Source organism: Paenibacillus dendritiformis (genome assembly GCF_015845845.1).
Classification (GTDB): Bacteria; Bacillota; Bacilli; order Paenibacillales; family Paenibacillaceae; genus Paenibacillus_B; species Paenibacillus_B dendritiformis_C.
On sequence record NZ_LDIG01000131.1, the window covers coordinates 95,420 to 110,935 of the forward strand.

The following is a 15,516-nucleotide window of genomic DNA, read 5'->3' on the forward strand; positions in this document are numbered from 1 at the left end:
GTTATATTTGCATGCGCATAATATCTTGATACGCTTCGATGACCTTGTTGCGTATTTGCGTCGTCAATTGCAGGCTGAGCAGCGCACGTTCGGAGGCAATTTGAAGCTGATCGACATCAACTTCGCCCAGGATAAACTTGTCGCTCATTTCATGGACTTGCTTCTCTTGTGCATCAACTTGCTGAAGTGCATTCGCAAGAAAATGGCTGAATCTTTGGGTTACTTCGGCCGGTGTGTCGGCTTTTGTCGTTGGAGATATCGCCGCCGGCAATGTCGCCGGAGATGTCATGCTCAATGGAATCATCGTATTTTGTATCATTTGTTTTCCCCCTGTGGCAATGAACGGCTCTTGTTAGCAAGCAGGCTTGGTCTAGCCTTTGCCAATCTCCAATGCCTTCATAATCATGGATTTGGACGCATTCAGCGCCGTTACGTTCGCTTCATAAGAGCGGGTGGCAGAGATCATGTCGACCATTTCCTTCATGATGTCGACATTCGGCATGTAGACATTTCCTTGTTCGTCCGCATCCGGATGAGACGGATTGTAGACGATTTTATACGGTGTTGAGGTATCTTCCTTAATCTGGGCCACCTTGACTCCCTTGGCATTACCCTGACCCTGCATCGCTTGTTGCAAGGACTGCTGGAAGGAAGACTCCATCGGCGACATGACGACGACCTTGCGTGTATACGGAACGAACTTCCCGTTGATGTATTGCGCGCGCGTCGATTCCATATTCGCGATATTCGAGGAGATGACGTCCATTCTCAGGCGCTGGGCCGTAAGTCCGGACGAACTGATGCTGAAGCTGTTAGAAATATTCATACGTTATCGCTACCTCCTTACATCCATACCGGTTCGAAGCATGTTGATGTTATGGTTCAACTGTTGAATAAGCGTATAATATTTCAATTGATTCTCGGCCTGAAGCGCCATTTCCCGGTCAATGTCGACATTGTTGCGGTTGTTCCCCATCGCCGTGCTCTCATCCTGGACGATCTGCGGAGCCGGCACCCCGTTCGAAGGTCCGATATAGAAATGCCGCGGATCAGTGCGGCGACCGACAAGAGTTCCGCCGGTCATCTGATCACGAAGCAGCGACTCGAACTGCACTTCGGAGCGTTTATAGTACGGCGTATCGACATTCGCCACGTTCGCGTTGATCACATTCTGTCGAGCCGTGGAAGCTTGCATCGCGCCCTCCAGCCGCTGCATATGTACGCCGCTCAACAAGTTCACAATCATCCCTCCTGATTAGTTAAAAATTCATATGATCACATATTCTCTGCTTACGACGTTTCTCCTTCTCTTTCGACAAAAAACTTAGTTCTTTTGCATGATCGTGTCGAACTATGGGAGGGGATTTCCATAATCCAATAAATCTAGCTGATTATTCAATAAAAATGTTGAGTAATCATCATTTTTTGACAGAAGAAGATAATTAACGCCATACTTATCATCTTAAACTTTGGGTTATAACACAATAAGAAAAAAGCCCTATCTTTGGACTAAAAGTCAGGGCTTTTTTCAAATACTTTGTCGAATGGATCCCCTCGTTGGCTGCAGTCCCAAAAAGGGGAAATTTCGCATGATTTTTATAGGATATATTGACTTAGATCCCGATTTTGCGCGATATCGGACAGCTTCTCCCGCACATATTCGGGCGTAATCCGGAATTGATCAAGCGTCAGCTCCGGCGCCTCGAACGACAGATCCTCCAGCAGCTTCTCCATAATGGTATGAAGGCGCCGGGCCCCGATATTTTCGGTGTTTTGATTGACATCGGCCGCAATCCGGGCAATTTCCCGGATCGCTTCATCGGTGAACTCGATCTGGATATTTTCCGTCTTCAACAATTCGACATACTGCTTCGTAATGGCATTCTTCGGTTCTGTCAGGATCGAGACAAAATCATTGAGCGACAAGCTGGTTAATTCGACACGAATCGGGAAACGCCCCTGCAGCTCGGGAATGAGATCGGACGGCTTCGCGATATGGAACGCCCCTGCAGCGATGAAGAGCACGTAGTCCGTCTTCACGGGCCCGTACTTGGTCATGATGGTGGAACCCTCCACAATCGGCAAAATATCGCGCTGAACGCCCTCACGGGACACGTCAGGCCCGGATCCGCGCCCGCTGGAGGCAATCTTGTCAATCTCATCGATAAAGATGATGCCCGACTGCTCGGCCCGGCGAATCGATTCCTGAATGACGTCATCCATGTCGATCAGCTTGGCGGCCTCTTCCTGCGTCAGCACCTTCCTGGCTTCCTTGATCGTGAGCTTGCGCTTCTTCATCCGCTTCGGAATGAGGCTGCCGAACATTTCCTGCATATTCATGCCCATCTGTTCATTGCCCGGCCCGGACAGGAAATCGAGCATGTTCGGCGCCGCGTCTTCGACATCGATTTCGATGATGTCATTCTCCAAATTGCCTGACAGCAGATCGAACCGCACCTTTCTCCGCTTCTCCTGCAATCCGGGCTCCGGTTCCTTCTCCGCCTGCTGGGCATGTGACTGGTTTTGGCCGAAGAGCATCTCGAACGGATTGCGCTGGGCTTTGCTTTCCTTGGAGCTTGGGGCCAATATTTCCACGATTCGCTCATTCGCCATCTCTTCCGCCTTATCCTTGACCTTCTCGGTGCGCTCCAGCTTCACCATGCGAATCGCGGTCTCCACCAGATCGCGGACCATCGATTCGACATCGCGGCCGACATAGCCCACTTCCGTGAACTTGGTCGCTTCCACCTTCACGAACGGAGCATTGACGAGCTTCGCCAGACGGCGGGCAATCTCGGTCTTCCCGACGCCCGTCGGTCCGATCATGAGAATATTTTTCGGGACGATCTCATCCTGGATCGACTCATCCAGCAGGCTGCGCCGGTAGCGGTTGCGAAGCGCGACAGCGACGGCCCGTTTGGCCATTTTCTGTCCGACGATATACTTATCCAATTCCGTGACAATCTGCCGCGGTGTCCATGCTTGTTGGTTCATCTTATCCCTCCACCCGTATCTTGGTTGCTCCCTGTTATGCCGTTACAGCTCTTCGACAACGAGATTATCATTCGTAAAGACGCAAATTTCCGCCGCAATATGCAGGGCGGCTTCAGCCATTTCACGCGCGGACAGATGCGGCGAATGCCGCTTGAGGGCGCGGGCCGCCGCCAGCGCGAACGATCCGCCCGATCCGATGGCGATCACTTCGTCATCCGGCTCGATGATTTCTCCGCCGCCCGAAATAAGCAGCACATGCTGCGCATCCATTACAATCATCAGCGCCTCCAGCTTGCGAAGCACCTTATCCTGGCGCCAATCCTTCGCCAACTCGACAGCCGCCCGCTGCAGGTTGCCATGATGCTCCTCCAGCTTGCCTTCGAACTTCTCGAACAGCGTAATCGCATCCGCGACCGATCCGGCGAATCCCGCCAGCACCTGGCCGCGATACAGCCGCCGCACCTTGCGCGCATGCTGCTTCATAATCATGTTGTTCCCAAAGGTTACTTGACCGTCTCCCGCAATGGCGGCCTGCCCGTTATGTCTTACCGCGCAGATGGTCGTGGCATGAAATTGATATTCCACCGAAGCTCAACCTCCTGTCTATTATTCATCGGCTAGGACTAAAGAATCAATAAATAAAAATGAAAAGGAAACGGCACCGATCCGTGGCGAGCCGCTTCCTTTCCGCTGCACAAGCTGTTATGTGTTGAACAGACCCGCTTCGTCCCGGTACGCCTTCAAAGAATGGAGAGCGCGATGGGCCAGCGCTTCGTTCTTCTCTTTTTTGTTGCGGATCCGCTGCCCAAGCGGCGGGAAGAGGCCAAAATTGGCGTTCATCGGCTGGAAATGCTTGAAATCGGCGGTCGTAATATAACGCGCCATGCTTCCGAGCGCCGTATCCTCCGGAAGCAGGACCGGTTCGATCCCTTTGGCGTAACGAGCCGCGTTCAAGCCGGCCAGCAGTCCCGAAGCGGCCGATTCGACATAGCCCTCGACCCCGGTCATCTGTCCTGCGAAAAAGAGCGACGGGCGCCCCTTGAATTGATAGGTCGCTTCCAGCAGCTTTGGCGAATTGATGAAGGTGTTGCGGTGCATGACGCCATAGCGGACGAATTCCGCATTCTCCAGCCCCGGAATCATCCGGAACACCCGCTTCTGCTCGCCCCATTTGAGATGGGTCTGGAACCCTACCATATTATAGAGCGTGCCCGCGGCGTTGTCCTGGCGAAGCTGGATGACCGCATACGGCGTCTTGCCGGTGCGCGGATCCGTCAACCCGACGGGCTTCATCGGCCCGAACAGCGCTGTCTGCTTCCCGCGGCGCATCATGACCTCGATCGGCATGCAGCCTTCGAAATAAATCTCTTTCTCGAACTCCTTCAATTCCGCCGTCTCGGCCGTAACAAGCGCCTCGTAGAACGCATTGAACTCTTCCTCGTTCATCGGGCAGTTCAAATACGCCGCTTCTCCCTTGTCATAGCGGGAAGCCAGGAACACCTTGCTCATGTCGATGGAATCCTTCTCCACGATCGGCGCGGCCGCATCGTAAAAATAGAAGTATTCCTCATCCATCAGCGCCTTAATCTGGTCCGACAAGGCCGGCGACGTCAACGGCCCGGTAGCGATGACGGTAATGCCGTCCTGCGGAATCTCCGTCACTTCCTCATGGCGGACCTCGACGAGCGGATGCTCGCTCAGCCGCCGCGTAATCTCCCCGGAAAATCCGTCCCGGTCGACCGCGAGCGCGCCTCCGGCCGGAACCGCATGCTTATCCGCCGCTTGCATAATAAGCGAATTCATAAGGCGCATCTCTTCCTTTAATACGCCAACCGCGTTGCTTAGCCCGTTCGCGCGCAAGGAGTTGCTGCACACCAGCTCCGCGAACTGGCCCGTATGGTGGGCCGGCGTCTGCTTCGCCGGCCGCATCTCATAGAGCGTAACCGCAACTCCCTGCTGCGCAGCCTGCCATGCCGCCTCGCTGCCGGCCAAGCCCGCACCGATAACGGTTACTCTTGGCTTATCCATCTGTCTTACATCCCCCTCGGTTGCCTGCACCTGCTGCAGTATCCCTTTAGTTCATCTTATGCCTGCCCGCGCTTAATCATCCTCGTTGTCCTGCAGCATTTCATTATGATCGCACTGCGTGCATTGCAGCTTCGTTCCTTGCTTGCTCCGCTTCTCGACCATCAAGCTGCCGCAAGACGGACATGGCTTGACCGATGGCCGGTCCCACATCACGTAATCGCAGTCCGGATAACGGTCGCAGCCGTAAAAGACGCGCCCCTTCTTGCTGCGGCGCTCGACCAGCTTGCCTTCCTTGCACTTCGGACAGGCTACGCCCGTATCCTTCACAATCGGACGCGTGTTGCGGCAATCCGGGAATCCGGAGCAGGCCAGGAACTTGCCGAAGCGGCCCATCTTGTACACAAAATGGCGTCCGCACTTCTCGCATATTTCATCGGACACTTCGTCCTCGATCTCGACTTCCTTCATTTCTTCCTCGGCGACCTTGAGCCGCTTCTCAAACGAATCATAGAAATCGTTGAGCACCTTCACCCAGTCCTGCTGGCCTTCTTCCACGTGGTCGAGATCTTCCTCCATATGGGCTGTGAACTCCACATCCAGAATCTCGGGGAAAAACTCTTCCATCTGCTGAATGACCAGTTCGCCCAGCTCGGTCGGAACGAATTTCTTCTCCTCGATGGCCACATAGCCGCGCTTCTGGATGGTCTCCAGCGTCGGCGCATAGGTGCTCGGTCTGCCGATGCCCAGTTCCTCCAGCGTCTTCACCAGTCTCGCCTCGGTATACCGCGGCGGGGGCTGGGTGAAATGCTGCTTCGGTTCGATCGCTTCCTGCTTCAGCTTGTCGCCCGTCTTGAGCGGAGGAAGCAATTTGTCATCCTCGACCGTACCGTCGTCATTTCCCTCGACATAAACCTTCATGAACCCGGGAAAGCGCACCTTCGAGCCGTTGGCGCGGAACGTAACTTCTCCCGCCTGCAGATCGACCGTCATCGTATCCATGATGGCGGACGTCATCTGGCTCGCCACGAACCGTTCCCATATCAGCTTGTAGAGGCGATGCTGATCGCGGCTGAGGAAGGGCTTCATCTGTTCCGGGCTGCGCATCACGGACGTGGGGCGAATCGCCTCGTGCGCATCCTGCGCATTCGCGGCCTTCTTGACATATTGCCGCGGCGTCTCCGGCACATATTCCGCTCCGAATTGGGAGCCGATATATTCCTTCGCTTCCTCCTGAGCCGTCGGCGATATCCGCGTCGAGTCTGTACGCATATAGGTGATGAGACCGACCGTGCCTTCCTTGCCCAGGTCCACCCCTTCATACAGCTGCTGCGCGACGGACATCGTCTTGGCCGCGCGGAAATTCAGCTTCCGTGCCGCTTCCTGCTGCAGCGAGCTCGTCGTAAAGGGAGCGGACGGATGGCGAAGCCGTTCCTTCTCCTTCACCTCGGAGACGACAAAGGACTGCTTCTTCAGCGCCGCCAGCACTTCATTCACTTCGGCCTCGTTCGCCAGCTCCTTCTTCACGCCATTCATGCCGTAGAACTTGGCTTCGAACTTGGACTTGCCCGCTTCAAGCTTGGCGGTTATCGTCCAGTACTCTTCGGGGATGAAGGCGTTGATTTCATTCTCCCGGTCAATAATCAGCTTCACGGATACCGACTGCACCCGCCCTGCTGACAGCCCTTTCTTCACCTTCTTCCACAAAAGAGGGCTGATCTTGTACCCGACCAGCCGGTCGAGAATGCGCCGCGCTTGCTGAGCGTGAACGAGGTCCATATTGATTTGACGCGGCGATTTGAACGCGTCCTTCACGGCCTGCTTCGTAATCTCATTGAAGACGACGCGGCAGGCTTCCGTCTCATCCAATTCGAGCGCATGCGCCAAATGCCAAGCGATCGCTTCTCCTTCGCGGTCGGGGTCGGCCGCGAGGTACACTTTTTTCACTTTCTTTCTTGCATCTTTCAATTCTTTGAGCACGCTGCCTTTGCCGCGAATCGTGATGTACTTCGGGGCGAAATCTTGCTCTATTTCAACGCCGATCTGGCTCTTGGGCAAATCACGCACATGTCCCATAGACGCTTTGACGATATATTTGCTGCCTAAATATTTCCCGATTGTCTTCGCCTTCGCAGGCGACTCGACAATGACTAATGAATCCGCCATAGGCGCACCCTCCTCTCCAATCTCCTCTTCATATCCATATCGAATGGTATACGGCTCCCTGGGCCTCCCGAACTCTCTGTTTTAATTGTAAGGATAACAAAATTCGATGCAGCTCCGCAAATGGGAGGCCGCTCGCAAGGAGCAGTTCCTCAAATGTACTGCCTTCCAGGCGAATCAATTCGCATATCCGGCGCTCCTCCTCGGTGAGCGATTCGCTCTCGGTGAGGCCGACCGTTCCATTATTGTACGGCAAAGTGACTGTTGTCAACCGCGCCTTCAATTCTTCCATTATATCTTCGGCATGCGCAATCGGTCTGGCCCCGTTCCTCATAAGAAATAACGGCCCTGCCGATTTGGGCGACGTAACGGGTCCGGGGACGACGAAAACCTCCCTGAACGTTTCCGTCGCAAAATCGGCGGTGATCAGCGCGCCGCTGCCCATGGCGGCCTCCACGACGACGGTGCCGAGCGTCAGGCCGGCAATAATGCGGTTGCGCCGGGGGAACAAGCCGGGATGAGACGGGGTGCCAAGCGGATACTCCGTGATGACGATGCCGGACTCGGCGATCCGTCTCGCCAAATTCGCATTCTCATAGGGATAGATGCGATCGAAGGCCGTGCCCATCACCGCAGCGGTCCGTCCCTGGATGAGAGCGCCTTCATGACTGCAAGCATCGATGCCTCTCGCCAGCCCGCTGACGATAAGGAACCCGGCGCATCCCAACTGCTCGGCCAATTGAAGGGCAACCTTCTTGCCATAAACGGTAGGATTGCGCGTTCCCACGATGGCAATCGCATCGGTGGACAACACGCTCCAATCCCCTTTCCCGTACAATATCCAAGGCGGCTGCGGAATCTCCTGCAGCAGCGGAGGATAGCATTCATCCCAGCGGGTAATCCATCCAATCCCGGCACGCAGAGCCAGTTCCAGCCTCTCTTCCAGCTTGTCTGCCCGAAAGCCTGCCGCAAGCTTCCTGGCCATCGATGGCTTCATTCCTAATTCTGCCCACTCCGCTGCCGGACGGTTCAGCCAATCCGCCAATCCGCCGAATCCGACGCGCTCCCCTAACGCGCGAATCGTATGCCAGCCGATACCGTTGATTTCATGCAACGCAAACACGAGCTCCCGTTCCGTCCAATTGCCCATATCAGCAACTCTCCTTCACTTTCCGGAAAGCATGCGTCCGCTTCCCTTATTTTGCTTGAGATAAGATCAGAATGCAAGCATGAACTACGCTTTCTTTGCAATAAATGGCTAAAAAGATATTATTAAGTAATTTGATTGGGATCAATTCCAGCATTGACTACGCGGGTCTGGAACTCGCATGTCCGGGGTAACCGGTTCGCCCATTTACCCGATTCGTGCAAACAACTCAGGTCGCTCCATTTCCTCCATTTCGCATCGTCCGCGCGCTTCGCTCAATGCAGCCGCAAAGTCCGGCAGAGCAATTCGCATGCTTCACTCCGTCGGGAACATCACACGGGCGCGCCGGTGCCCAGTTCGCTCTACTTGATTCAGTCCGTCCAAGAAGGGCAGTCGCAAAGTCCGGGCAGGCAGTTCGCATGGTTCAGTCCGTCGGGAACGTCACACGGGCGCGCCGGTGCCCACTCCCCTCACTTCATCTAGTCCTTCCCGTTGGAGCAGTCCGCACAATGATGTCCAGTTGGACCAATTCGCCCAGTGCGCCCCGTCGAGTTGAAATCCTGCAAATCTACATCAATTTCCGACATTTGGCCTTATATTTGCTCAAATTACTGCATAAGTGCATCTTTTTCGCTAATTAGTTCTCAATTTTATCAAATGATGCTAAAATTCCTTTATTTTTTCAGGAATGCGTTCACCGCATCGTCACGCACATGAAAATACTGCAGTTTCGCAGGATTTTTAGGTACTGCCGCTCATCTCTTGGCAGCTAAATTTGCAAGAAATCCTCCGTCGTAACAAAAAAGCAACCTTCCCCGCTCGAAATCATTCGAGCTGACAGAAAGGTTGCTTACCTATCGCTTCAATATATATGGATAAATGTAAAGGTGGTTTAGGTTAGACTTAAGCTTTGGTCTGCGGCTGTGTCGTGCATTGCTCAAGCAGGCCGCGTTCTTCCAGTACGGATACAAGCGTGCTGCCCATTTCCGCTGGCGTCGGCGCCACCTTGATGCCGCAAGCTTCCAGCTTGGCCGTCTTCTCGCCAGCCGTGCCCTTGCCTCCGGAAATTATCGCGCCGGCATGACCCATCCGCTTGCCCGGAGGCGCGGTAGCTCCTCCGATGAAGCCGACGACCGGCTTCTTCATATTGGCCTGGATCCACTCGGCAGCCTCTTCCTCGGCCGTGCCGCCGATCTCCCCGATCATGATGACGGCATACGTATCCGGATCCTCATTGAACATATGAAGCACATCGATGAATTCCGAGCCTTTGACCGGGTCTCCGCCGATGCCGACGGCTGTCGACTGGCCGATGCCGCGAGTCGTCAATTGATGAACGGCTTCATACGTCAATGTTCCGCTTCGGGAGACGACCCCAACATGTCCCGGTGTATGGATGTAGCCCGGCATGATGCCGATCTTGCATTCGCCCGGCGTAATGACGCCCGGACAGTTCGGACCGACAAGACGAGTGCGCTTGCCCTCCATATAGCGCTTCACTTTGACCATATCGAGTACCGGAATGCCTTCCGTGATGCAGATAACCAGATCAAGATCCGCATCGACGGCTTCCATAATCGAATCGGCCGCGAACGCCGGCGGCACGTAAATGACGCTGACCGTCGCGCCGGTCTCGCGCTTCGCTTCGAGCACCGAATTGAAAATCGGGAGAGAGACGGTCTGCCCGTTGTCGAGCTCGATGTCGATCTTCGTTCCGCCTTTGCCCGGCGTTACGCCGCCCACCATATTAGTGCCGTATTCCAAGGCTCCCTTCGTATGGAACATTCCCGTTGAGCCCGTAATCCCTTGCGTAATAACCTTCGTATCTTTATTAATTAAGATGCTCATCGCTCATTCATCTCCTCGTCGACAAAATTATTGAACCAAAGCGACAATTTTCTGCGCTCCATCCGCCATCGAATCAGCCGCGACAATGTTCAATCCCGACTCGTTCAGGATGCGCTTGCCGAGATCGACATTCGTCCCTTCCAGACGGACGACGAGCGGACGATCCAGTCCGATTTGCTTCGCAGCTTCCACGACGCCGTTCGCAATGACGTCGCAGCGCATAATGCCGCCGAAGATGTTGACGAAGATTCCTTTTACTTGGTCATCCGACAAGATGATCTTGAATGCTTCCGTTACCTTCTCTGTCGTGGCTCCGCCGCCGACATCAAGGAAGTTGGCCGGTTCGCCGCCGTAATATTTGATAATATCCATCGTCGCCATCGCCAGTCCGGCCCCGTTCACCATGCAGCCGATATTTCCGTCCAGCGCGATGTAGCTCAGGTCGAATTTGGACGCTTGAATCTCCTTCTCGTCCTCTTCGTCGAGATCGCGCAGCTCTTGAATATCCTTATGGCGGAACAGCGCGTTGGAGTCGAAGTTCAGCTTCGCGTCAAGCGCCATCACTTGTCCGTCGCCGGTCACGACCAGCGGATTGATCTCCGCGATGGAGCAATCCTTGTCAACGAATGCCTGATAAAGAGCCAGCATGAATTTGACCGCTTTGTTGACCAATTCTGCCGGGATGTTGATCGCATAGGCGAGGCGGCGCGCCTGGAACACTTGCAGGCCGACAGCCGGGTCGATAACTTCCTTGAAAATTTTCTCCGGAGTCTTCGCTGCCACTTCCTCGATCTCGGTGCCGCCTTCCTCCGAAGCCATCATCACGACGCGGCCGGTTGCGCGATCAACGACGACGCCGACATAATATTCTTTCTTGATGTCACAGCCTTGCTCGATGAGCAAGCGCTTGATTTCCTTGCCTTCCGGGCCTGTCTGATGCGTTACCAACACTTTGCCGAGCAGTTCCGACGCGTATGCGCGCACCTCGTCCAGGTTTTTCGCAATCTTGACGCCGCCCGCCTTGCCTCGACCGCCAGCATGAATCTGAGCTTTCACCACGACAACGGACGTCCCGAGCTCCTTGGCCGCTTCAATGGCTTCATCCGCCGTAAAAGCAACCTTGCCGTTCGGAACCGCAACGCCGTATTGCTTCAATACTTCCTTGCCTTGGTACTCATGAATATTCATTGTGCATCCCCCTAACCCATCGTTAGCCTCTTAGGCCGTGTAGCGACGCGTAGCCATTGGAGCCGGTGGCATGATAGACCGTATCCATTGCAGACAGAATCTGCCATGCTCCGTCTCCTGGCGCGGCCGTGAACGCGGAACCGCTTCCATCGCTTCAAAAAAACGCGTTCTTCCGCGGAAAATATATACAGTCCTCCAATATTGTATCATGTTTTTAAAACGCTTTCCTCTCTATTTCGAGCAGAAAGTACATTTTTTTGATATCATTATCATCTATTAATGAGATGAATCTCATATCCATTGACGGAGGAGCTGTCATACTCCTATAATATTAATATATTTAGGGACGATAAGGAAGCACCTTTCCCCTGCATCGGCCTGTGCGGCCACGATGAAGGAAGGAGAGGTGTTTTTACATGTATGGGAAATTGTGGAGCGCATCGATATGCGGCGTCGACGGCCGGCTTATCCAGGTCGAAATCGACATCTCGCCAGGCTTGCCGAACGTGAATCTCGTCGGTCTGCCCGATGCGGCCGTCCGCGAATCGGTCGAGCGGGTGCGAGCAGCCGTCCGCAACAGCGGCTGGAAGTTCCCGCTTGCGCGAATCACGGTCAATCTTGCGCCGGCCGACGTGCGCAAGGAAGGAACATCCTTCGATATGGCGATCGCGGCGGGGCTGCTGTGTACGAGCGGGCAGCTGCCTGCGGAACCGCTGCAGGACATGCTGCTGGTCGGGGAGCTTGCGTTGGACGGTTCGACCCGGCCGGTTCCCGGCATATTATCTCTGGCCGACGAAGCGCGCAAGCAGGGCTTCAAGCGGATGCTCGTCCCCTGCGACAATGCGGAGGAAGCGGCTCTCGTGGAGGGGCTGGACATTTATCCGCTGCGGCATCTGCATGAGCTGCTCCGGCTGGAGGATCTCGCTCCTTGGTCTGCCGGGACTGATTCGGTCGCGCCGCGCCAGGGACAGGGAGAATGCGCAATATCCAATCGGGCGGAAGACTATGCCGATGTCTACGGACAGCTCCATGCGAAGCGCGCCCTCATCGTGGCTGCGGCCGGCATGCACAATATAATGCTGTCGGGGCCTCCGGGCACCGGGAAGACGATGCTCATCCGCCGCCTTCCGACGATCCTGCCGCCGCTCAGCGACAACGAGGCATTGGAAGTGTCGAAGCTGTACAGCGTGTCCGGCAAATGGAACCGGGCGGGCGGCGGGCTGATGCGGGATCGCCCCTTCCGGGCGCCGCATCACTCCATCTCCTCCGCCGGTCTCATCGGCGGCGGATCGATTCCGAAGCCGGGCGAGGTAAGTCTGGCTCATCATGGCGTGCTCTTCCTCGACGAGCTCCCCGAATTCCCCCGTCAAGCCTTGGAGGTGCTGCGGCAGCCGCTGGAGGATCGGCATGTGACGATCGGACGGGCGCGGGCGGTGTACCGTTTCCCCGCCCATTTCATGCTGGCCGCCTCCATGAACCCGTGTCCTTGCGGGTACAGCTCATCCTCCGAGGGCGACTGCCGCTGCACTCCGGTACGGCTGGCGCAATACCGGGCCAAATTGTCCGGGCCGCTGCTCGACCGGATCGATATGCAGGTCGAGGTTCCCCGGTCTCCGGTCACGGAATGGAAAGGCCCGTCTCTCTCTTCGGCCGAGATGCGTTCCATGGTGCTTCAGGCTCACCGGCGTCAAGCCCGGCGCTACACAGGCTTGAAGCTGCGCTTCAACAGCGAGCTCTCCGGCTCGCTGCTGCGCCGGCACTGCGTGATATCGCCGGAGGCGGAGCAACTTCTGCAGCAGGCCTATGATCAATTGGGCCTAAGCCTGCGGGCGCATGATCGGCTCTTGAAGCTTGCGCGGACGATTGCCGATCTGGAGGAACAGGATTCGATCGGAGCCTCCCATGTCGCGGAAGCGATTCAATACCGCTCGCTCGATCGGCGCAAGGAGGGGTAACTTCTAACGCAACTTTCCCTCTCTATGCCGCATTCCGCGTGGGGCGCTGAAAAAAAACGCCGCTCTCATCCCCTCAAGGGGAGCGAGCGGCGACAAACTCTTTGAACACAAGTGCTTAGTCGCATTTACTGCATACCAATTGCATAACGACACTACACGCCACACCAGGCCAAAACCCTGCAAGACCTGCAGCTGCACAGTATGGTATTGAAACCCATGAACATGTTTCGCTACTGGCATTACAATCCAGCGCCGATGCTGTAGGTGTGGCTAACAACGAAAATGCATCACTTAGAAAGGTTTTGCCTGATTTCTCCTGAGCATCAATATCGGCAACTCGGGACCGGAAACACCCTTTCGTACAACGGTAAGTGCTATACCCTTGCCCAACCTGCCTCACTTCGTTTGGATGCAAAAACGACGGTTGAAGTGAGAGAGACTTTAGCCGGGGAAGTATTGTTGTGGCACCAAGGCCAGCCCTGGGGACTGAAAGAAACGCAGAAGCCTCAGCGCAAACCGGCTGCATCAAAAAAGGCGAGTTCTGCGTCGCCACGCAAACCCGCCCAGAATCATCCGTGGAAAACCACGTATGATACGACTAGAAATAAGCGTACCACAAAAAGCAGTTCGTTCCAAGATGCAATATATTCACAGCATAATAGCTATGCAGAGGTCACCTGGTAAGGCTGACCTCTGATCACACAAGTGACATTTTCATAGCACAGTTAAAGCGACATTTTCACAAACGATTGACACACTTTTTTCATGTATAAAATACCCACTCAGTGCTTGACGAATTCAGAGCTTAATGATGACGCAGCATCTCCGGTTAAACTGTTAAATCGGTCACGTCTACAATTCCGGCCTCCCCACCAAAGCGTTGCGAAATGATCCGGTACTTGTCCAAGCAACATACGAGATCATTCTCAGTAAACTTCAAAATGCATTGCGGAACACCGTAATGTCAGGAGGAAGAGAAGAGTCGGCGTTCAAGGCAACCGCGACAGCGTCGAAGCGGATCTCCTCTTCATGGAGCCGGTAACGGTTCACGTACACTTCGGCCACGGCTCTAACCTTGTGCTGCTTCCGCCAGTCAATGGCTTCGGCCGCCTCCTCCGCCCCGGCAGTGCCGTACCGGCTGCGCACCTCGACGAAAACCCAACAATTGCCGTCGCGTGCGACGATGTCAATTTCGCCAGTGCGGCAGCGCCAGTTCCTGTGAATAATGCGATAGCCGAGCGCTTGAAGCCGCTCGGCTGCCAGCCGTTCCGCGACCGCCCCCTTCTCCTTCCGGCTGAGGCCGGCGCTCCGTTTTTTCCCGGTCCTCTTTTCATGCTTGAAGCTCCCCGCGCCGCGGCGGAACTCATTCATGACGTTTCCACCCTTTCTCGGCCCGTTGATCGGTCCGGTAGATGAAGGTCAGCACTTCCGCGACCAGATGATACAGCTCGGCCGGAATCTGCTGGTCGATGTCCAGCTTGGAGAGCACCTCCACCAAAGAGGCGTCCTCCTGGATCGGCACGCCGCTCTCCTTCGCCTTCTCCAATATTTGTTCGGCCAGCTGCCCCTGCCCTTTGGCGACGACAACCGGCGCCTCATGCTTCTCCGGCTTGTAGGACAGCGCGACAGCCGTCTTCCGTTGATAGCGCCCGGTTGTCCGGGATGCTGCTTCCGGGTCTTTCATATTTTAATATCTACCCCTTTGTACGGCTGAAGCGCATAATCGTCCATGTCAATCCCGGACCGGTTCTTTGGCTCGTCCGCCTTCGTCTCCGGCATCGGCAAAATGCGGAACGCCGATAACTGATAACCGATCCGGTTCATCGCTTCCTCCACCTCGCCGCGGAACCCGCCCAGCCATTCGCCGATGCCCTCATTCGCCTGATGAATATGAAGCGCCACGGCCCGCTCCACGACCTGAACGTCGACGAGCGTCCGTCCCAGCGCCTTCATGTTCAGATCGAACCAGAGGCGGCAGTTGTCCGACTCCAGCTCGCCGCGGCGGCTCTGCCGCGACTGGATATGGACGGCGGCCGTCTGCTGGCCGTCCGGCGTCACGAGCGGCACGAACAGGGTGACATGCGTGAACGGCGCTTGCCGATCGCTTGTCAACAGCAGCTGCTGGCCGGTAATCTGATGGACCAGCTGCTGCGCCGCCTCGCGAACAGCCGGCGGCAGCGTCTCGCTCTGGAGGAG

The 15,516-nt window shown here is 55.5% G+C and carries 13 protein-coding genes and 2 pseudogenes; 2 read left to right on the forward strand and 13 right to left on the reverse strand.

Annotation, left to right across the window (positions count from 1 at the left end; translation table 11 throughout):
- Position 1: 1 nt before the first annotated feature.
- The 10 genes from fliE to sucC form a co-directional block, all read right to left on the reverse strand.
- The gene (fliE, locus tag ABD76_RS12135; RefSeq protein WP_197257183.1) at positions 2-319 is read right to left on the reverse strand and encodes a flagellar hook-basal body complex protein FliE; all 318 of its coding nucleotides are present in this window, start codon (positions 317-319) and stop codon (positions 2-4) included.
- 51 nt (positions 320-370) lie between these two features.
- On the reverse strand, positions 371-826 hold the full coding sequence (flgC, locus tag ABD76_RS12140) for a flagellar basal body rod protein FlgC (protein ID WP_197257184.1): 456 nt from the start codon (positions 824-826) through the stop codon (positions 371-373).
- Between the two features lie 9 nt (positions 827-835).
- The gene (gene flgB / locus ABD76_RS12145) at positions 836-1,240 is read right to left on the reverse strand and encodes a flagellar basal body rod protein FlgB (RefSeq protein WP_197257185.1); all 405 of its coding nucleotides are present in this window, start codon (positions 1,238-1,240) and stop codon (positions 836-838) included.
- Between the two features lie 356 nt (positions 1,241-1,596).
- Positions 1,597-2,994: an ATP-dependent protease ATPase subunit HslU gene (gene hslU / locus ABD76_RS12150; protein WP_197257186.1), complete on the reverse strand. Its 1,398-nt coding sequence runs from the start codon at positions 2,992-2,994 to the stop codon at positions 1,597-1,599.
- 42 nt (positions 2,995-3,036) lie between these two features.
- Positions 3,037-3,579, reverse strand: coding sequence for an ATP-dependent protease subunit HslV (gene hslV / locus ABD76_RS12155; RefSeq protein ID WP_197257188.1), 543 nt, complete (start codon positions 3,577-3,579; stop codon positions 3,037-3,039).
- A 117-nt stretch (positions 3,580-3,696) separates the two neighbouring features.
- A complete protein-coding gene (trmFO, locus tag ABD76_RS12160; protein WP_338125104.1) occupies positions 3,697-5,052 on the reverse strand; it encodes an FADH(2)-oxidizing methylenetetrahydrofolate--tRNA-(uracil(54)-C(5))-methyltransferase TrmFO in 1,356 nt (451 codons plus the stop codon).
- Positions 5,053-5,094: 42 nt separating this feature from the next.
- Positions 5,095-7,185 carry a type I DNA topoisomerase gene (gene topA / locus ABD76_RS12165; protein WP_197257192.1) on the reverse strand — a complete coding sequence of 697 codons (2,091 nt, stop codon included), beginning with the start codon at positions 7,183-7,185 and terminating at the stop codon, positions 5,095-5,097.
- A 28-nt stretch (positions 7,186-7,213) separates the two neighbouring features.
- Positions 7,214-8,332, reverse strand: a complete 1,119-nt coding sequence (gene dprA, locus ABD76_RS12170) for a DNA-processing protein DprA (RefSeq protein ID WP_197257194.1) — start codon at positions 8,330-8,332, stop codon at positions 7,214-7,216.
- Between the two features lie 900 nt (positions 8,333-9,232).
- The gene (gene sucD / locus ABD76_RS12175) at positions 9,233-10,177 is read right to left on the reverse strand and encodes a succinate--CoA ligase subunit alpha (RefSeq protein WP_197257196.1); all 945 of its coding nucleotides are present in this window, start codon (positions 10,175-10,177) and stop codon (positions 9,233-9,235) included.
- Positions 10,178-10,204: 27 nt separating this feature from the next.
- Entirely contained in the window at positions 10,205-11,365 is a 1,161-nt protein-coding gene (gene sucC, locus ABD76_RS12180) for an ADP-forming succinate--CoA ligase subunit beta (protein ID WP_197257198.1), read from the reverse strand.
- Between the two features lie 416 nt (positions 11,366-11,781).
- Here sucC and ABD76_RS12185 point away from each other — a divergent pair, with 416 nt between their 5' ends.
- Both ABD76_RS12185 and ABD76_RS30965 read left to right on the forward strand, forming a co-directional pair.
- Positions 11,782-13,320 (forward strand): YifB family Mg chelatase-like AAA ATPase, encoded by a 1,539-nt coding sequence (locus tag ABD76_RS12185; protein WP_197257200.1) that lies wholly within the window; start codon positions 11,782-11,784, stop codon positions 13,318-13,320.
- Between the two features lie 324 nt (positions 13,321-13,644).
- Positions 13,645-14,004: pseudogene (locus ABD76_RS30965) on the forward strand (ISNCY family transposase); the annotation flags it as partial.
- A gap of 252 nt (positions 14,005-14,256) precedes the next feature.
- Here ABD76_RS30965 and ABD76_RS12190 read toward each other — a convergent pair.
- The 3 genes and pseudogenes from ABD76_RS12190 to ABD76_RS12200 all read right to left on the reverse strand — a co-directional run.
- A complete protein-coding gene (locus ABD76_RS12190; RefSeq protein ID WP_197257202.1) occupies positions 14,257-14,691 on the reverse strand; it encodes a YraN family protein in 435 nt (144 codons plus the stop codon).
- Positions 14,684-15,004 carry an EscU/YscU/HrcU family type III secretion system export apparatus switch protein gene (locus ABD76_RS12195; RefSeq protein ID WP_197257204.1) on the reverse strand — a complete coding sequence of 107 codons (321 nt, stop codon included), beginning with the start codon at positions 15,002-15,004 and terminating at the stop codon, positions 14,684-14,686. Before ABD76_RS12195 ends, ABD76_RS12190 begins: the two co-directional genes overlap by 8 nt.
- Positions 15,001-15,516 (reverse strand): annotated as a pseudogene (locus ABD76_RS12200) (DNA ligase); the annotation flags it as partial. The gene ABD76_RS12195 and the pseudogene ABD76_RS12200, both read right to left, overlap by 4 nt.